Origin of the sequence: Spirillospora sp. NPDC052269, from assembly GCF_040679435.1 — a bacterium.
Classification (GTDB): Bacteria; Actinomycetota; Actinomycetes; order Streptosporangiales; family Streptosporangiaceae; genus Spirillospora.
Window position 1 is genome coordinate 112,782 of sequence record NZ_JBFAUU010000004.1, and the last position, 16,860, is coordinate 129,641.

Below are 16,860 nucleotides of genomic sequence, written 5' to 3' on the forward strand. Positions count from 1 at the left end.
GCGGGTCAGCCCTTCAGGGTGAAGCGGATCGGGAGGCGCTTGAGGCCGCCGACGAACGTGGTGGCGGTGCTGATCGGCTCGCCGTCCAGTTCGACCGTCTCCAGCCGGGGCAGCAGTTCCTCGAAGAACGCGCGGACCTCGATCCGGGCGAGGACCGCGCCCAGGCAGTAGTGGACGCCGAACCCGAACGCGAGGTGCTTGTTCGGGTCACGCCCGACGTCGAAGCGGAACGGGTCGTCGAAGACGTCCTCGTCCCGGTTCGCGCTCGGGTAGGACAGCAGCAGCGAGTCGCCCTTCGGGATCGTCACGCCGCGCAGCTCGTAGTCGGTCGTGGCCGTCCGCATGAACTCCTTGACCGGCGTGACCCAGCGGATCATCTCGTCCACGGCGAGCGGCATCAGGGACATGTCGCCGCGCAGCCGTTCGAGCTGGTCGGGATGGGTGATCAGGGCGTGCAGCCCGCCCGCGATCGTGGACGAGGTGGTGTCGTGCCCCGCCGTCGCGATGATGACGTAGTACGACCCGGTGTCCATGTCGTTCAGCGGCTCGCCGTCCACGCGGGCATTGGCGATGGCCGAGGCGAGGTCGTCGGTGGGGTTCGCGCGGCGCGCGGCGGTGAGCTGCTGGAAGTAGGCGAAGAAGTCGAGGACGACGGCGAGCTTCTCCTCCGGCGTCGTGCCGCGCTGCCTCTCCTCGTCGTCGCCGCCGAACAGCTCCTGGGTGAGCTTCAGCATCCGGTCGAAGTCCGACTCGGGCAGGCCGAGCAGCGACAGGATCACGTACAGCGGGAAGTGGACGGCCACCTCCTGCGCGAAGTCGCAGCGTCCGCCGAGGTCCGCGAGCCGGTCCACGTACCGGCGGGCCAGCTCGCGGACGCGCGGTTCGAGCGCGCGCATCGCCTTCGGCCGGAACCAGTCGGCGCCGATCGCCCGGACGACCCGGTGGTCGGGGTCGTCCATGTGGATGAGCGTGCGCATCGCGGTGCCCTGGTCGTTGCGCGCGGAGTTCATCCGGTCGAACACGGCGGTGCCGAGGATCGGGCGCGGCGCGTTCAGGAACAGGTCGTTGCGCCGCTCGACCTCCATGATGTCCGCGTGCCTGGTGATCGCCCAGAACGGGTTGTAGCCCTCCACCTCGACGCGGTGCACGGGCGACTCGCGGCGCAGCAGCGCGAGCGCCTCGTGGAACCGCACATCATCGGCGTAGGCGGACGGGGTCGCGAGGGCCCTGCCGGCCTCGCCTACCGTCAGTGTCATCTCGGCTCCTCACGGGTGGTCCGTTACGGAACCTAGAAGCCGAATCCCGTTCGATCAAGCCCAAGTTGATCTTGTCGTCAGATGTCGGCGAAATCACCATGCCGTCCGCGGCCGGCGGCGAACCGCGCAGCGCCGGTGAACGCCGCGTCCAGCGAGCCGAGGCCGTGCCGGTACTCGACCGCGATGGCCTCCTCCTCGGGTCTTCCGTCGCTCTCCAGCAGTGAGAGGCGGTCGCTGCGCAGGGTCGCCTGCGGGAAGCACGCGAGTGAGGCCGCCAGTTCCTCCGCCGCCTCCCGCGACGTCCCCGTCGGGACGACCCGGTTCGCGAGCCCGATGTCGTACGCCTCGTCCGCGTCGACGGGACGTCCGGTGAGGATCATGTCCATCGCGCGGGACGTCCCGATCAGGCGCGGCAGCCGGAACGTGCCGCCGTCGATCAGCGGGACGCCCCAGCGGCGGCAGTAGACGCCGAACACCGCGTCCTCCTCGACGACCCGCAGGTCGCACCAGAGCGCCAACTCCAGCCCGCCCGCGACGGCGTACCCGGCGACGGCCGCGATGACCGGCTTGGACAGCCGCATGCGCGTCGGGCCCATCGGGCCGTCCCCGTCCGGGGCGACGCGGTTCGCGCGCCCGTCGCCCATGCCCTTGAGGTCGGCGCCCGCGCAGAACGTCCCGCCCTCGCCCCACAGGACGGCCACGGACGCGTCGTCGTCGGCGTCGAACTCCCGGAACACCTCGGCCAGCGCCTCGGCCGTCGGCCCGTCCACCGCGTTGCGCACCTCGGGCCGGGACAGGATCACGGTGGTGACGGTCCCGTCGCGTTCGACGCGAACACCCATGACGATCAGCTCCTCTAATGGCCGGCCCTGGCCCCGTGGCCCAACCGTGGCGTCCCTGCCCGCGGCTCGCCCGTGGCATTTCCGTAGCTTGCCCGTCAGCTCTCCGGAACGAAGTGTTCTCCGGGAACCTCGATGAACACACCCGCGGCCCGGACGGCGATGGTCCCATCCGGTCCGCCCACCCGCGCCTCCCCTTCCAGGTAAGCCTTACGCCCGTCGACGCCGGTGCACCATGCCCGCAGGTACACCTCCGAGCCGACGGGGACCGGAGCGAGGTAGTCGGTTTCCAGCCGTCCGGTCACATAACGGTGGCCGAGCAGCCAGGCGGCGCCGCCGAGCGCCTCGTCCATCGCGGTGGCGAGCACCCCGCCGTGGCACAGGCCGGGCGCGCCCTGGTGCTCCCGCCGGACGGTGAACTCGCAGGTCATGACGCCGTCCTCGACACCGGTGTGACGAATACGCAGCCCGTTCTCGGCCTCGCCGCCGCACCCGAAGCACCCGTCGAACCCCGCCAGCGCGGCGAGTGCGACATCGGCGCGGTCACCCGAGGGGGCGGGCGTGGCCGCACCGGGCGGCGGAGTCGTCCGGGACGAGGCGGGACCGGGCCGCGCGGCCCGGGACACAGACGAGGAAGCGGACGGGGAGGACGTCATGCGCACCAACTCCGAGCATCGTTCGGTGAACCACCCGCAGCGTACGAGGAGGCGCCGAACCGCCTCGTACCCGGGACCGGACCTTACGGCACAGCCACACGCAACATAAGTACGTAATCACGGTAAGGTCCGGCACAGGATGTCGAACCACCTGGGACTGCGCCCGCTCACCGCCCGGTCGGTCGTGCTCAGCACGCTCCTCGGCGTGCACCCGCCCCGGCTCCCGGCCCGCTACCTCGTGCGGGTGGGCGAACGCTTCGGCATCGCCGAGGGCACCGTCCGGGTCGCGCTGTCGCGCATGGTCGCGTCCGGCGACCTCGTCCAGGAGGACGGCGCGTACGCGCTGAGCGAGCGCCTGATCTCCCGCCAGCGCCGCCAGGACGAGTCCCGCGACCCGCGCACCCGCGCCTGGGACGGCTCGTGGGAGATCGCCGTCGTCACCGCCGAACGCCGTCCCGCCGCCGCCCGCGCGGCGCTACGCCAGGCCATGTCGGAACTACGCCTGGCCGAGCTCCGCGAAGGCACCTGGCTGCGTCCAGCGAACCTCGCCCGCCCGCGCCCGGACATCGTCGAGGACCAGTGCGTCTTCCTCGCCGGGGAGCCGGAGCAGCCCCCCGCCGAGCTCGCCGCAACGCTCTGGGACCTCACCGCCTGGGCCGGCACCGCCCGCGCGCTCCTCGAAGCACTCGGCACGGCCGGCACGTTCGCCGAGCAGTTCACGATCTCGGCCGCCGTCCTGCGCCACCTCCTGAAGGACCCGATCCTCCCGGACGACCTCCTCCCGCCCGACTGGCCCGGCCCGGCGCTCCGCGAGCACTACCGCTCCCTCGCCGCCGACCTGGACCGCCTGATCCTCGAACACGTCACCGCCACCCCCTGAGCGACGGCCGTCCCCCGATTCTCGCCGTCACTCCCCGTTCGCGTCATCCCCCCTGCTCACGCCATCACTTCCTGAGCTCCGGGTACCAGCCGAGGTGCTCGGCGGTGCGGTCGCGCAGCAGCAGGTAGTCGTCCTTCCGGATGCGCGGGTACGGCAGCGGGCGCTCGACGAGCTCCCGCCGGACGACCTTCTGGCCGTCCAGGAACTGCTCGTGGGTCAGGTCGAGTTCGAGGCCGCATTCCCGCCGATCACGGGAGCCGGAATGTCTTTTCTGGATGTCCGACTCCTGTAAGGAGCGGATTCAGATTCCACGGAAAGTGACTCAGTGTCCTTAACCGGCGGCTTGTTGTCACCGGCGAGGGCGGCGACGTAGAGAAGGAGAGGCATCAGCCCCCTGGGACACGGAGGTGGTCAGTGGAAGCACGGATCGACGTCAAGGTGGGGAACAAGCCCACGCAGGACGAGACGCTCCCGGACAGCCAGATCGCGCAGGTGGAGGCGGCGCTCCCGGCCGGAGTCCTGTTCTCGCCGCCCTACCCGAACACCACGGCGGCGCACCGGGCGCCGGACCGGGAGTGGGAGCTGACCGGCGCCTGGAGCTACCAGGGGCTGCCCGCCACGGGCACCGCCCACGTCTACTTCGGGCACGGCAACTCCGAACTGCGGCGGCCGCTCATCTTCGCGGACGGCTTCCGCTACGGCCCGAGCGACATGCCCGGTCTGTACGACTACCTCAACTCGCCCTACGCCGCCGGACGTCCGGGACTGCTGGACGGCCTCCAGCAGGAGGGCTACGACGTCATCCTGCTGGGCTTCGGCGAGCGCCACACCTACATCCAGGCGAACGCGGGCGTCGCGGCGTCCTGCGTCTACCGGGCCAACGCCGAGAGGATCGGCGATGAGCGGCTGGTGGTCGGCGGGATCAGCATGGGCGGGCTCATCACCCGCTACGCGCTGGCCCGGCTCGAGCACAACGGCATCGACCACGAGACCGGCGCCTACTTCTCGCTGGACTCGCCGCACAACGGCGCGTGGATCCCGCTGATCCTGCAGCAGCTCGCGTACTTCGCGGAGGAGTACGGCGAGAAGCCGCCGCCCGGCGAGCCGTCCCAGGCCGACCTGATCAAGAGCCCGGCCGCGCAGCAGCTGCTGTGGGCGTGGGTGCCGTCCCTGGACTACTCCGGCCCGGTCGCCACGGCGAGCCCGCTGCGGGCGCAGTTCCTGGACGACCTGCGCGCCGTCGGCTGGTTCCCGAACATCCCGATCAAGCTCGGCATGGCCAGCGGACGCGGCGACGGTACCGGCAACGGCGTCCCCGCCGGGTCGCAGGTCTTCGACTGGAGCGGCCCGTTCGGCGTCCAGGCCACGGCCCTCACCCAGCCGGACGGCGGCGTCGACCAGTACATCGGCGGCAAGAAGGTCCTGTGGCGGACGAACTCCACCACCACGGCGGTCCCGGCGCACGACGGCGCTCCGGGCGGCACGCTCGACTCGTTCAAGCTGGTCGCCGAGGGCCTCGGCGTCGAGATCGACCCGGTCTTCGAGAACACCTGCTTCGTTCCGACGATCAGCGCAGTCGCGGCCGACTTCGACCCGGTCACCTGGCCGATGGCCCTGTCGACCCCCGCCAACGGCCTCACGCCCGACCGGTACGACCTCGACGCGTTCGTCTGCGACGAGACCAACTCGCCGCACGGCGAGGTCACCGAGCCCCTCGCCACCTGGTTCCTCCAGCAGCTCGCCAAGTAACCCCGCGACTGCCGGCCTCCGCCGCCTCTCCCCGGCGGGGGTCGGCATGCAGGCCTCTCGAAGTTGATCTTAGGCTTGCCTTCGTGACCACTCCGGGGACGATGGCGCGGTGCGCGCGAGGACTCTTCCTCGCCGCCGCCTGCACCGCGCTCTCGCTCGCCGGACACACGCTGGGCGGACGCGGCGCCTGCTGCGTCCCGCCCCTGCCGACGGTGGCCGGTGCCGGCGCCGTGGTCGGCCTGCTGTGCGTGGCGGTCGCGGGCCGGATGATGTCGTTCTGGAAGATCCTGGTCGTCGTGGGCTGGGCGCAGGTGGCGTTCCACGTGGCGTACACCGCGTTCAGCGGGCCCGGCATGCACCACGGAGCGGCGGCCGCGCCCATGCCTCCGCCTTCCGCGGCGGGTGGCCTGACCTGGTCGATGCTGGCCGGGCACGCGCTCGCGGCGGTCGCCGCGTCGGTGCTGCTGGCCGGGGCCGAGCGCGCGCTGTGGTGGCTGTGGGACGCGGTGTTCGCCGTCGCGGCCGTCGTCCTGCTGGTGCTCGGCGGCCGTCCCGCCGTTTCCGGGCGGACGCCCCGGATCGCCGCCGTCGACGTCCCTGTTCCCCGGCTCGGAGTGCTGCTCGCCCGCACGGTGCTGCGTCGCGGCCCGCCGGTGGTGTCGCCGCACGCCGCCTGAGCCCCCGTTCTCTTGACCGGTGGGCCGGTCAGGCGTGCCTCGCATGCCCCGACACCACCGGATCACAGGGAACGAACCCCCATGTTCAATCGCAGAACACTCGCGGCCGTCACGGCCGCCGTCATGACCGTGTCCGGATGCGCGGGCGCGGAGGCCGGTTCGTCCGGCGCGCTCGACGGCGTCCCGTCCTCGCCCGCCAGGACGACCTATCCGTTCAGCATCGACAACTGCGGGCGGAAGGTGACGTTCACGCGCCCGCCGGAGCGGGTGCTGATCCTCAACGGGACGTCCGTGGCCGAGGCCGAGAGCTTCGTGCTGCTCGGCCTGCAGGGACGCGTCCTCGCCAACGCCCAGTCGTACGGCGTCTCGGACGACCCGACGATGACCTCGCGCGTCGCGTCCCTGCCCAGGGGCGGACTCACGATGAACCGCAACTTCGAGGTGCCCGCCGAACAGACGCTCGCCGCCAAGCCCGACCTGGTCATCTCGACCTGGACGGGCGGCTTCGACCCCAAGCGGGGGCTCGCCACGCGCGAGCAGCTCGCCGCGGCCGGGGCGAACACACTGGTCAACCCGGTCAACTGCGCGCTCGGGAAGCCGGAGGCCGGTCCGGCCGAGAAGAAGGCGTACGCGGGGGTGTCGATCGACTCGTCCCGGACGTTCCTGCTGCTGCTCGGGCGGATCTTCGACGTCCAGTACAAGGCCGCGGACGTCGCACATGACCTGCGGAAACGCGTGGACGACGTGCGACGGGCGGTCGCCGGGAAGCCCGCCCGGAAGGTCCTGCTGGCCTATCCGGGCATGGCGATGATGAACGCGAACGGGCTGCCCGCCGTCATGACCGGGCGCATCACCGACGACGTGATCCGTGCCGCGGGCGGCGTCAACGCCTTCGCGGGCCGCGCCCGCGAGACCACCAACACCCTGAACAAGGAGCAACTCGCGTCCGCCCAGGTGGACGTCCTGGTCGTCGGCGTCTTCTCCGCCAAGGAGGACCCGGCCGCCCAGGCCCGCGCCCTCTTCGCGGCCTATCCGCAGTGGTCGGCGTCCCGCACCAGGACCTACACGACGGTGTCGGACGGCGCCTTCCTCGGCCCGCTCAATGCCTGGGCCGTCGAGCGCATCGCGAAGGCGGTGCACGGCGTTGGCTGACTCGACCTCGTCCATCGGGACGAACACCGCGACTGGCTCGCGCACGGCCGAAGCGCCCGCACGCCGGTCGCACGGCGGTGAAGCGCGTGGGACGCGGGGGCGCGGGGGCTCGCGGGCGCATCTCGTGTCGGGAGCTTGGAGCGGGGTGCTCGTCGTCGGGCTTGTGGTGGCGCTCGGCGTCGTGTGCGTGATCGCGATCTCGCTCGGGTCGGTGACCGTCCCGATCGGGGCGACGTGGCGGGTGATCGTCGCGCATCTCACCGGGAGCGGCGGCACGGATCCGCTGCACGACCAGGTCATCTGGGATATCCGAACCCCGCGCGTCCTGGTCGCCGCGCTCGTCGGGGCCGGGCTCAGCGCGGCGGGCGTCGCGCTCCAGGCCCTCGTCCGCAACCCGCTCGCCGACCCGTACGTGCTCGGCGTCTCGTCCGGGGCGTCGCTCGGCGCGGTGCTGGTCGCGGCGGTCGGCGCGCCCGCGCTCGGCGGACTCGGCGTGACGGGCGCGGCGTTCGTCGCGGCGCTGGTCAGCGTCCTGCTGGTGTACGTGCTGGCGCAGCGCGGCGGACGGCTGCTCGACTCACGGCTCGTCCTGGCCGGGGTCGCCGTCGGGTACCTGTGCCAGGCGGCGACCAGCTACGTCCAGTTGCAGCTCGACCCGTCCGAACTGCAGAAGCTGATGTTCTGGCTAATGGGGAGCATCGCGGGCGCGACCTGGAACGACCTGCGGCTCCCCGCAGCCGTCATCACCGCCTGCACCTTGTTCCTGCTGTCGCAGGCCCGGCGGCTGAACGCACTGCTGGCCGGGGACGACGCCGCGACCTCGCTCGGCATCCCCGTCCGGACGCTGCGGATCACGTTGCTGGCGGTCGCGTCGCTGCTCACCGCCACGGCGGTCAGCGTCGTCGGCGGCATCGGGTTCATCGGCCTGATGGTGCCGCACGCCGCGCGGTTCGCCGTCGGCGCCGACCACCGCCGCGTCCTGCCCGTCGCGACACTGCTCGGCGCGGTGTTCCTCGTCGTGGTCGACCTCGCGACGCGCACCGTGGACCGTCCGAACGAGCTGCCCGTCGGGGTGTTCACGACCGCGATCGGCGTGCCGTTCTTCCTGTGGCTGCTGCGCCGCCGGACGGGAGGGACGTCCTGATGCGCCTCGACCTCACCGACGTCACGGCCACCGTCGACGGCGACGACATCGTCACCGGCGTCAGCCTCACTGCCGAGCCCGGCCGGTTCGTCGGCCTCATCGGCCCGAACGGCAGCGGCAAGTCGACGCTGCTGCGCACGGTGTACCGGACGCTCCGTCCGACCACCGGCGTCGTCTCGCTCGACGGCGACGACCTGTGGCGGATGCGCCCCCGCACGGCCGCCCTCCGCCGCGCCGCCGTCACCCAGCACGGCGATCCGGGCGGCGAGTTCACCGTCGCCGAGGTCGTCGCCATGGGACGCGGCCCGCACCAGGGCCTCCTCGACCGCGAGTCCGAAGCCGACCGCTCGGTCATCGCCGAATCCCTCGAACGCGTCGGCATGGACGGCCGGGCCGACCGCCTCTTCGCGACCCTTTCGGGCGGCGAGCGGCAACGCGTCCTGCTGGCACGCGCGCTCGCCCAACGCGCGCCACTCCTCGTCCTGGACGAACCGACCAACCACCTGGACGTCGGCGCTCAACTCGGCCTGCTCGACCTGGTCCGCTCGCTCGGGCTGACCGTCCTCGCCGCCCTGCACGACCTCGACCACGCGGCCGCCTACTGCGACCACGTCGTCGTCCTGCGGGACGGCCGCGTCCGCGCGTCCGGCCCACCCCTGGAGGTCCTCACCCCCGACTTCATCGAGGAGGTCTTCGGCGTCCGCGCCCACATAGGCCCGCACCCCCTCACCGGCCGTCCGCACATCTCCGTCGCCTCCCCGGGGACGGTCTCCACCCGCGGCGTTTCCACGCCCTGATCAGGGCTTCCTAGACGGGAGCGCAACGCCTGAGCCTCCCCGGCCGTCCGCCCAGACCCGGCGGACGGCCGGGGCGGCCTCGTTGGGGGTTGGCCTTGCCCGAAGGGGCAGGGTTTAGCGTCCTTTCAACAGCCGCGTCTCGCCGCCCCACGAAGGAGAGGACCCCGTGAGCGACTTCATGAGCCTGCCCACCGGCCTGCCCGTCCCCGAGGACGACGGCGCGGCCGCGCATCTGCCCGGCAGGAAGGCGCCGCGCCTGAGCCTCCAGGACACCGGCGGCGGGACGGTCGACATGGACGGACTCGGCGCGGGCCGGGCGGTCGTCTACGTCTACCCGCTCACCGGCCGTCCCGGCACCGACCTGCCGGACGGCTGGGACTCGATGCCCGGCGCGCGCGGCTGCACCCCCGAGGCCTGCGCGTTCCGCGACCACCACCGGGAGCTGCTCGCCGCCGGCGCGTCCGCCGTGTTCGGCCTGTCCAGCCAGGACACCGACTACCAGCGCGAGGTCGTCGAGCGCCTGCACCTGCCGTTCCGGATGCTCTCCGACCCCGCGCTCAGCCTGGCCCGCGCGCTGGACCTCCCACTGTTCGAGGCCGGAGGGACGACGCTGTACCGGCGGATCACCCTGGTCATCCGGGACGGCGTGATCGAGCACGTCTTCTACCCGGTCTTCCCGCCGGACCAGCACGCGGGACAGGTCCTGAACTGGCTGCGCGACAACCCGATGTGAAGTCAGGCGCTGCGCGTCAGCGTCAGGTCGGGCAGGTTCTCCATTTTCAGTTCCGGCGCAGGCCGCGAAGCGGTTGCGACGCCAGGCCCATGATCCCCGCACCGCAGACGGCGACCGCGCACACCGTCGTGGCGACCGCGGCCGTCCCGACGTCCGCGAGGACGCCGAGGACGTTGTTGGCCACCAGCAGGGCCAGGCTCTGAACGAGCGTCAGCAGGGCCTGCACCCTGGACAGGTGCGTCGCCGGGATGTTCGTCAGCACCAACGGGCCGATATGGCAGGCGAACATCCCCGAGCCCGCACCGACCACGATGCCGCCGGCCACGGCCACGCCGGTGACCGGCGCCACGGCGACCGCCGCGATCCCCAGTGCCGCACCGCACAGACCCGCCGCCGCACCGACGCCGATCCGGCTCATCGTCCCTCTCCGCGTGACCACCAGCGACACGGCGATCATTCCCACGCCCTGTCCGGCGGCCACCAGACCGGCCGCCCCCGCACCCCAGCCGTGCTCCCTGGCCAGCAACGGGTTCAGCAGCGACACCACCGGCAGGAGAAAGCCCGCGGCGGCGGCCGTCAGCAGCAACGCGGGGCGCAGAACGGGATCTCGCAGGGCCAGCCGCACGCCGTCGACCGCACCCGCCAGAAGGCTCTCCTCACGCGAGGACCGTTCCACATCGAAGGCGGGCCGCACGCAGAGGAGCACCACCAGGACGACGGCGAAGGTGCCCGCGTCCACCAGGGCCGCGCCCGGCAGTCCGGCGGACGCGACGAGCAGGCCGCCGAGCGGCGCGCCCAGAAGGACGGCGACCTGGCCGCCGGCCTGTTGCATGGCCAGCGCCCGCGGAAGCTGTTCCGCACCCACCAGGCGGCGGGGCATCGACCCCGTGGCGGGCAGGTAGAAAGCGTCGACCACGCCGATCACCCCCGCGACCACGACGAGCAGCCACGGCCGCGTCCCCCAGTGCGAACTCACCAGCGCGAGCACGAGCGCGGCCGTGAGCATCACGGCATCTCCGGCGATCATCACCCGGCGGGCGCCGAATCGATCGCCGACGGCGCCGCCCAGCAGCAGGAGGGCCGTGCGCGGGAGGGTGATGGCGGTGAGCACCAGGGCCGCCATCGCACCACCGTGAGCGCTGGCGGCCCAGCCGAGCGCGAAGTACATGGCCGCGTCGCCGAGGACCGAGGCACGCGTTCCGGCGAGCCAGACGAGATACGGCCGCGGGAGTCGCTGACGGGCCGGGGCCGCCGCCTGGTCGGTATCGAGTTGTGTGGCCACGAACGCCGACCCTAGAAGCCGCCTCTGACATTCCTCGGGCCGCGCACATCTCCATCGCTTCGCCCGCCTGACAGGAGTGGCCGCCGACCCGGCCGGAAGCCACCTCCGATCACGGAGTACCAGCGGCCCGGTCAGGCCCAGGTCGTGCGCTTGGCGTAGTCCTCGAAGCTGCGGGGCTCGCGGCCCAGGGCGCGCTGGACGCCGTCGCTGAGGTAGGCGCCCTCGTTCTCCGAGATCCAGGCCATGAGCTTGGCCTGCAGGTTCGCGAAGCGGTCGGTCTCGCCCTCGTCGACGAGCAGCCGGACGTACTCGTCCGACGGGATCTCCCGGTAGCGGACCGGGCGTCCGGAAACTTCCGCGATCACCCGCATGGCCTCCTCGAACGACAGGGCGCGCGGCCCGGACAGCGCGTAGATCTGCCCGTCGTGCCCGGGTTCGGTCAGCGCCGCGGCCGCGACCTCGGCGATGTCCTCGGTGTCGACGAACGCCTCCCGTCCGCTGCCCGCCGGGAGGCGCAGTTCCCCGGCCCGGACGTCCGCGCTGAACTGGCCCTCACTGAAGTTCTGGAAGTACCAGGTGGGCCGCAGGATCGTCCACGCGGCTCCGGAGTCCTGGATGATCCGCTCACGCGGACGGTCCATGTCCCCGCCCGCGCGGGCCGACAGGAACACCAGCCGCTCGGCGCCCCGGGACACCGCGCGCTGGACGAAGCCCTCCAGGACGTCGGCCGGCTGCAACTCCGGCCGGACGACGTAGACCGCGCCCATCCCGTCCAACGCGTCGTCCCAGGTCTCAGGCACGTTCCAGTCGAACGCCGGTGTGCCCCTGCGCGAGGCGGCCCGAACACCGACTCCCCGCTCACCGAGCTGAGCGGCCACGCGCCGCCCCGTCTTCCCACCGGCACCCAGAACCAGAACGTTTTCCATGCCGAGGACAACCCCACCCGCCACACACTCTCTTCCCACAAGCGCCAGGCGTTTGGACGTTTCAGTCGAACGGCCGTAGCGGCGACCGAGATCGGTCGCCGCCACGGCCGGGCCGGGTGGTCCCCACCTGCGCGCTCAGAGGCTGCGGGCGGTGATGTCGCCGTTGGGCGTGGTCGTGTGGATCTCGAGGTCGACGGCGCCGTCGTTCTTGAGGGAGTTGGTGACGCGGCCGTTGGAGGTGCCCGCGTCGAGGGAGGCGGAGACGCCCGCGGCCGCACCGACCGAGATGTCACCGTTCTGGGTGGTCAGGACGACCTTGCCGCCCATGGCCTCGCCGACCTTGATGTCGCCGCGGCTGGTGCTGATCTCGGCGGGACCGCCGAGCCGTCCGACCTCGACGTCGCCGTCGACCGCGGTGAGGCGGAGGCCCGCGACCTCGTCCAGCCTGATCTCACGGTAGGCGCCTTCGAAGGAGACGTCGCCGAGGCGTCCGGTGGTGCTGAGCTCGGCGCTCTCCGTCTTCGCCTCGACCCGCGACCCGGCGGGCAGCTGGACGGTCACCTCGACGGACCCGGACGGCCCGAAGTGCTGGCTCTTCGCCGCGTTCTCGATCCGAAGGACACCGTCCGCGAAGTCGACCGCGGTCTGCTCGGCCGCCTTCACGTCACGGCCCTTGGAGTCGTTCGCGGGCAGCACCACCACGGTGGTCTCGGCCTGCTCGGCGGCCACGATCCGGACGCGCCCGGCGGGGACGTCGAGGACGACGGCGATCGGGGCGGTGGTGTCGAACTTCTGCATCGTGCGCTCCTGGGGGGTGGGGCGACTCCGCGCCGCCCGTCGTTTCGAACAATGGAAACGCTACGTTGCTTTCCAAATCTCCACAAGTCAGTCGTTGCACAAAACATGCACATCTGCAGCTCAAGCAGGCAATTTCGTTGCAACACCCTCGAAAGTAACGCAACGACGATCACCGCTTCGTTGCATTGAAATGAAAGTGAACGCTACCCGGGCCAGCCTGTCGCTGGTGCATAGTCAAATCATCGGTATATAAAGATCACATGAGTAAGGCCATGCAGGAACCGACGTTCCTGATCCTCACCGCGCTGGCCGAGGGGGCCCGGCACGGCTACGGGATCATCTCCGACATCGAACGCATCTCGGACGGACGGACCCGGATGCGCGCCGGCACCCTGTACGCCGCGCTCGACCGGCTGCAGGCCGAGCGGCTGATCGCCTCCGACCGCGAGGAGGTCGTCGACGGCCGGCTGCGCCGCTACTACCGCCTCACCGAGGACGGCGCCGCCGCGCTCGCCGCCGAGGTCGAGGCGCTGCGCCGCCGGACCGAGGTCGCGGCCCGCCGCCTGGCCGCCCGCCCGCGCCTCGGTGACGCCATGTTCGCCCCACTGCCGACCGGACGCCTGTCAGGAGGACTCCGTTGAGCATGCTCGAGGCCCGCTATCGTCGGCTGCTGACCCTGTACCCGGCGGCCCACCGCGCCACCCACGAGCGGGAGATGCTGGACCTCCTGCTGTCGACCGCGCGTCCCGGCCAGACCCGCCCGTCCCCGGCCGAGATCGCCGACCTCGTGACCGGCGCGATCCGGATCCGGCTGCGGCCGGTCATCAGCGGCGACGGCCCGTCCGCCTGGCCCGCGGCCCTCGCTCTCGCCGGATTCCTCGCGCTGCTCCAACTGCTGGCCAGGGGCGTGCAGTCCCTCATCAACATCCCGTTCCAGGCATCGGTCTCGGACTTCTCCCTCGCCGCCTGGTCAACGCAGCAGAAGTTGGTCTTCACCTTCGGCACGGGACCGTACTGGCTGGCCTGGGCGGGCATCGCCGTCCTGGTCTGGCGTGGCCGACGCGGCACCGCCGCCCGCGCCGCCTGCACGGTCACCGGCGTCCAGATCGTCCTGGTCCTCGCCGGGAAGTTCCTCAGGGCCCACGACTTCGATTGGCTGGCGGCCTCCATGGCAAGCTCGTCGCTGCCACTCGCACTGCTGGCCACCGCGTCCCTGGCCGCCTCCCCTGGCCCTCTCCACGGCGCTCGCCTCGTCGGACGCGTCCGCGGCACGATTCTGGCGGCGACGGCGGTGGTCCTCGCCGCGGGACTCTCCTCCGAGAGCTTCGTCCTGCTGTTCGGGCACGGGCCCGGCCCGTACCTCGGCCTGTCCCCCGAGGCGTTCTTCCACGCCCTCACCACCTGGGATCGGCTGCAGCTGCTGGAGATGTCGGTGGCCTCCGTCCTGGTCCTCGCGGCGCTGGCGCGGAGCCGCGAAGGCCGCCGCGCCGTCGCCCTCCTGACGATCGCCGCCGTTCCCGCCTGGGGCCTGCTGATCGACGTGGCCTTCCCCACCGCAATGGGCGGCCTGGCCAGCACGCTCCTCACCCCCAGCATGGGCGGGTTGATCAGCGGCAACGGCGGCGCCGACCCTTCGTGGTCGATCACCTACGGCCTGGTCGGATTCGCGCTCACCATGCTCTGCGTCCGCCTGGTCGAACTCCCCACCCAAAGCCGGACACGCCGCCGCGAACAGACCCCCGCCTGACCCGCCCCGGGCCCGCCCCCGGTCGATCCACACCAGATCACCGACCGGACGCCGACTCACGTCAGCCCCACCCACGACGGCCCCGCTCACGAAGAGCGGGGCCCGTCGCGCCTGTTCAGAACCCGCTTCGGTTTCGAGACATCCAGTGCCGGACGGGACGCGGTTTCCGCGCGTCCGTCCCTTGCCCGGAAAAGCGCACGGCCCGCGTGCCGGGGACCCGGTGGGTGGGTCCTGTGGCGGTCGCGGGCCAGTTGGTGCGCTGGGTGTTACTGGGTTTCCTGGATCTTGGTGGCGTTGCCGCCGTCGAAGTGGACGACGACGTTGTGCGGGGACTTCTGGACCCACTCGTCCATACCGTCGAGGCTGCATCGCATGTTGGGGCCGGAGCTGGTGCCGTCGGGGCAGGTGCCGCTGGCGACGACCAGGACGGTGTCCTGGGTGGTGAAGAAGGCGGTGTCCCCGACGGTGTACTTGCCGGAGGCCAGGTAGCGCAGCGGCCCGGACTTCACCGAGACCGGGCAGGCGCCCTTGCGGATGGGCGACACGTTCGGGTCACAGGGACGGGCCGAGGGCCCCGAGTCCGACCCGCCGGATCCGCCGGTGCCGGTGCGGTGGTGGGACGGCGTCTCGGACGGGACGGACGTGCTGTTGGGAGCGGACGCGGTGCTGGAGGGCTCGGACGCCGTGGCCTTGCCGTTGACGTCGATGTTGCAGGCCGACAGGCTGAGCGCGAGCGCCGCTGCCGCACCGGTGAGCAGGATCTTGCGCATGGGGGGAGCTCCCAACCTCGGGGGGCGCGGTCTGCGTGATCGCGCTGTACGGGGTGAGATGCGAGCCTTCTCCCAGCGGTTGGCACGACACGACGTGACCAATCCGACCCGCTTCGCGCCGAACCCACGCCCCGAATCCGGCGTCTGGATGTCACGAGACCACACAGAAGTTCGCGCGTTCAGCCACTGTTTGCCGAACACCCACAAACGGGCGCCGGCACCGCCGCCGCGTCCGGCACGGGCTGCGACCAGGACGCCTCGAAACGGACGACGCGCACCCGTCTTCCCCGCCAGGTCAGTGGCAGTCCTGTTCGGCGACCACCACGTACAGACCCACGAAGTGGGACGCGTCGAGCGTCCAGAACCCCCACGCCACACCTTGGCCAAGGCGGAGGTCGTACAGGGCCAGGCCGAGGCGGGTGGCATCCGGAGGGGCTGATGCGCCCGCGACCTTCGTTTTCAGGGCGTCCCATTGTCGGGACAACCAGGCTGTGCCGTCCTCCGGCGTCCGCGCCACGTGGTCGATGAGCCGCGGGGGCTTCTGAAGCCATTCCTGGACGACCAGCGGCGCGAGGGTGGAGCCCGGATCCCGTCGCTCGGCGTCATTCCGGTACTGGTCAGCGGTCGCCCGCCACAGATGGCAATGCCAGTGGACGCCTTTGGTCGTCCACGCCGTGGGCTCGCCCTTCCAGAAGTCGTAGTCGAACGGACGCCGTTTCACGCGAGGACTCCTCCGCGACGGGCCCCGCTCGTGAAAGCGGGGCCGTCGTGTCTGTTCAGAGGCCGGACTGGGCGCGCAGGCGCGCGAGGCGGTCGCCGAGTTCGTCGGGGGTGGAGGCTTCGATCAGGCGGCCGAGGCCGGGGCCCGGTACGTAGGCCCACCAGCTGAACGTGAAGACACCCCACCAGAAGTGAATGCCCGGAAACCGCGCCCGCAGACGTTCGATGACCGTGGGCTGCCGCGCGTCCGGGACGTCCCAACGCGGAATGCGCGGGACGCCGCCGGACGGCGTGTGGGGTGGAACGGGGGGTGGGGGCGCGGACGGTGCGAGTGGGGGCACACCCACCGGCCACACCCCCTCCCCCCAGCGAGCCGCACTGTGGCTGTAGGGCGAGGTCACCGGGAGCCTCCCAACTTCCCGTTTCCCCACCCGTGCGCGCGCAGCGCGGCCCGCAGTTCGGTGGCGGTATCGGCGTCGAACGCGTCCTTCTCGCTCAATTGGTCCATGGGCAGCGGGCCCCTTAGTGCCCACCAGCGTCCCTTATCACTGACGATGAATCTCCAGGCCGGGAAATCCTCTTCAAGGGCGGCGAGAACGGTGCCGTCGGGGATGCGCCGCATGTCCATATCGGGAGAACCTTCGCGTTTGAGAGCCGGTTTGAATTTCTGTGAACACCATCACAGTCGCAGGGTTAATCTCGGAAGCGACTCGATCGCACCATCGCTTCACCTG

19 protein-coding genes are annotated in these 16,860 nt (G+C 71.6%); 9 read left to right on the forward strand and 10 right to left on the reverse strand.

What is annotated here, in order from left to right:
* Nucleotides 1-5: 5 nt before the first annotated feature.
* From AB0L06_RS09440 to AB0L06_RS09450, 3 genes are all read right to left on the reverse strand, one after another.
* A complete protein-coding gene (locus tag AB0L06_RS09440) occupies nt 6-1,256 on the reverse strand; it encodes a cytochrome P450 (protein WP_500230477.1) in 1,251 nt (416 codons plus the stop codon).
* A gap of 77 nt (nt 1,257-1,333) precedes the next feature.
* Nucleotides 1,334-2,098, reverse strand: coding sequence for a crotonase/enoyl-CoA hydratase family protein (locus AB0L06_RS09445; protein ID WP_500230478.1), 765 nt, complete (start codon nt 2,096-2,098; stop codon nt 1,334-1,336).
* A gap of 95 nt (nt 2,099-2,193) precedes the next feature.
* Entirely contained in the window at nt 2,194-2,751 is a 558-nt protein-coding gene (locus tag AB0L06_RS09450) for a PaaI family thioesterase (protein WP_500230479.1), read from the reverse strand.
* 139 nt (nt 2,752-2,890) lie between these two features.
* Between AB0L06_RS09450 and AB0L06_RS09455 the strand changes: the two genes are divergently transcribed.
* The 7 genes from AB0L06_RS09455 to AB0L06_RS09485 all read left to right on the forward strand — a co-directional run bounded on the left by AB0L06_RS09455 (nt 2,891) and on the right by AB0L06_RS09485 (nt 9,883).
* Nucleotides 2,891-3,631 carry a PaaX family transcriptional regulator C-terminal domain-containing protein gene (locus AB0L06_RS09455; RefSeq protein ID WP_500230480.1) on the forward strand — a complete coding sequence of 247 codons (741 nt, stop codon included), beginning with the start codon at nt 2,891-2,893 and terminating at the stop codon, nt 3,629-3,631.
* A gap of 414 nt (nt 3,632-4,045) precedes the next feature.
* On the forward strand, nt 4,046-5,380 hold the full coding sequence (locus AB0L06_RS09460) for a lipase family protein (RefSeq protein WP_500230481.1): 1,335 nt from the start codon (nt 4,046-4,048) through the stop codon (nt 5,378-5,380).
* 83 nt (nt 5,381-5,463) lie between these two features.
* The gene (locus tag AB0L06_RS09465) at nt 5,464-6,057 is read left to right on the forward strand and encodes a hypothetical protein (protein WP_500230482.1); all 594 of its coding nucleotides are present in this window, start codon (nt 5,464-5,466) and stop codon (nt 6,055-6,057) included.
* Nucleotides 6,058-6,138: 81 nt separating this feature from the next.
* Nucleotides 6,139-7,209, forward strand: coding sequence for an ABC transporter substrate-binding protein (locus AB0L06_RS09470; RefSeq protein ID WP_500230483.1), 1,071 nt, complete (start codon nt 6,139-6,141; stop codon nt 7,207-7,209).
* 124 nt (nt 7,210-7,333) lie between these two features.
* Nucleotides 7,334-8,353, forward strand: coding sequence for a FecCD family ABC transporter permease (locus AB0L06_RS09475; protein WP_500230484.1), 1,020 nt, complete (start codon nt 7,334-7,336; stop codon nt 8,351-8,353).
* Nucleotides 8,353-9,150: an ABC transporter ATP-binding protein gene (locus AB0L06_RS09480; protein ID WP_500230485.1), complete on the forward strand. Its 798-nt coding sequence runs from the start codon at nt 8,353-8,355 to the stop codon at nt 9,148-9,150. The genes AB0L06_RS09475 and AB0L06_RS09480 overlap by 1 nt, the downstream gene beginning before the upstream one ends.
* Nucleotides 9,151-9,316: 166 nt before the next feature.
* The gene (locus AB0L06_RS09485) at nt 9,317-9,883 is read left to right on the forward strand and encodes a peroxiredoxin (protein ID WP_500230486.1); all 567 of its coding nucleotides are present in this window, start codon (nt 9,317-9,319) and stop codon (nt 9,881-9,883) included.
* Between the two features lie 46 nt (nt 9,884-9,929).
* On the opposite strand, the gene AB0L06_RS09490 is transcribed toward AB0L06_RS09485, so the two are convergent.
* From AB0L06_RS09490 to AB0L06_RS09500, 3 genes are all read right to left on the reverse strand, one after another.
* On the reverse strand, nt 9,930-11,165 hold the full coding sequence (locus tag AB0L06_RS09490; protein ID WP_500230487.1) for an MFS transporter: 1,236 nt from the start codon (nt 11,163-11,165) through the stop codon (nt 9,930-9,932).
* Between the two features lie 131 nt (nt 11,166-11,296).
* A complete protein-coding gene (locus AB0L06_RS09495) occupies nt 11,297-11,965 on the reverse strand; it encodes an NmrA family NAD(P)-binding protein (RefSeq protein WP_500230488.1) in 669 nt (222 codons plus the stop codon).
* Between the two features lie 261 nt (nt 11,966-12,226).
* On the reverse strand, nt 12,227-12,889 hold the full coding sequence (locus AB0L06_RS09500; protein WP_500230489.1) for a DUF4097 family beta strand repeat-containing protein: 663 nt from the start codon (nt 12,887-12,889) through the stop codon (nt 12,227-12,229).
* A gap of 260 nt (nt 12,890-13,149) precedes the next feature.
* On the opposite strand from AB0L06_RS09500, the gene AB0L06_RS09505 reads away from it, so the two are divergent.
* Both AB0L06_RS09505 and AB0L06_RS09510 read left to right on the forward strand, forming a co-directional pair.
* Nucleotides 13,150-13,530 carry a PadR family transcriptional regulator gene (locus AB0L06_RS09505; RefSeq protein WP_500230490.1) on the forward strand — a complete coding sequence of 127 codons (381 nt, stop codon included), beginning with the start codon at nt 13,150-13,152 and terminating at the stop codon, nt 13,528-13,530.
* Nucleotides 13,527-14,636: a hypothetical protein gene (locus tag AB0L06_RS09510; RefSeq protein ID WP_500230491.1), complete on the forward strand. Its 1,110-nt coding sequence runs from the start codon at nt 13,527-13,529 to the stop codon at nt 14,634-14,636. The genes AB0L06_RS09505 and AB0L06_RS09510 overlap by 4 nt, the downstream gene beginning before the upstream one ends.
* A gap of 266 nt (nt 14,637-14,902) precedes the next feature.
* Here AB0L06_RS09510 and AB0L06_RS09515 read toward each other — a convergent pair whose 3' ends face one another.
* From AB0L06_RS09515 to AB0L06_RS09530, 4 genes are all read right to left on the reverse strand, one after another.
* A complete protein-coding gene (locus tag AB0L06_RS09515; protein ID WP_500230492.1) occupies nt 14,903-15,406 on the reverse strand; it encodes a hypothetical protein in 504 nt (167 codons plus the stop codon).
* A 295-nt stretch (nt 15,407-15,701) separates the two neighbouring features.
* Entirely contained in the window at nt 15,702-16,127 is a 426-nt protein-coding gene (locus AB0L06_RS09520) for a hypothetical protein (protein WP_500230493.1), read from the reverse strand.
* A 55-nt stretch (nt 16,128-16,182) separates the two neighbouring features.
* Nucleotides 16,183-16,473 (reverse strand): hypothetical protein, encoded by a 291-nt coding sequence (locus AB0L06_RS09525; RefSeq protein WP_500230494.1) that lies wholly within the window; start codon nt 16,471-16,473, stop codon nt 16,183-16,185.
* Between the two features lie 50 nt (nt 16,474-16,523).
* The gene (locus tag AB0L06_RS09530; protein ID WP_500230495.1) at nt 16,524-16,754 is read right to left on the reverse strand and encodes a hypothetical protein; all 231 of its coding nucleotides are present in this window, start codon (nt 16,752-16,754) and stop codon (nt 16,524-16,526) included.
* Nucleotides 16,755-16,860: the final 106 nt, after the last annotated feature.

Excerpts from the sequence above, each read along its gene's own strand:
- AB0L06_RS09445 (WP_500230478.1), bottom strand. The coding sequence starts at position 2,098 with ATGGGTGTTCGCGTCGAACGCGACGGGACCGTCACCACCGTGATCCTG.
- AB0L06_RS09470 (WP_500230483.1), top strand. The coding sequence starts at position 6,139 with ATGTTCAATCGCAGAACACTCGCGGCCGTCACGGCCGCCGTCATGACC.
- AB0L06_RS09505 (WP_500230490.1), top strand. The coding sequence starts at position 13,150 with ATGAGTAAGGCCATGCAGGAACCGACGTTCCTGATCCTCACCGCGCTG.
- AB0L06_RS09440 (WP_500230477.1), bottom strand. The coding sequence starts at position 1,256 with ATGACACTGACGGTAGGCGAGGCCGGCAGGGCCCTCGCGACCCCGTCC.
- AB0L06_RS09515 (WP_500230492.1), bottom strand. The coding sequence starts at position 15,406 with ATGCGCAAGATCCTGCTCACCGGTGCGGCAGCGGCGCTCGCGCTCAGC.
- AB0L06_RS09500 (WP_500230489.1), bottom strand. The coding sequence starts at position 12,889 with ATGCAGAAGTTCGACACCACCGCCCCGATCGCCGTCGTCCTCGACGTC.
- AB0L06_RS09480 (WP_500230485.1), top strand. The coding sequence starts at position 8,353 with ATGCGCCTCGACCTCACCGACGTCACGGCCACCGTCGACGGCGACGAC.
- AB0L06_RS09530 (WP_500230495.1), bottom strand. The coding sequence starts at position 16,754 with ATGGACATGCGGCGCATCCCCGACGGCACCGTTCTCGCCGCCCTTGAA.
- AB0L06_RS09450 (WP_500230479.1), bottom strand. The coding sequence starts at position 2,751 with ATGACGTCCTCCCCGTCCGCTTCCTCGTCTGTGTCCCGGGCCGCGCGG.
- AB0L06_RS09455 (WP_500230480.1), top strand. The coding sequence starts at position 2,891 with ATGTCGAACCACCTGGGACTGCGCCCGCTCACCGCCCGGTCGGTCGTG.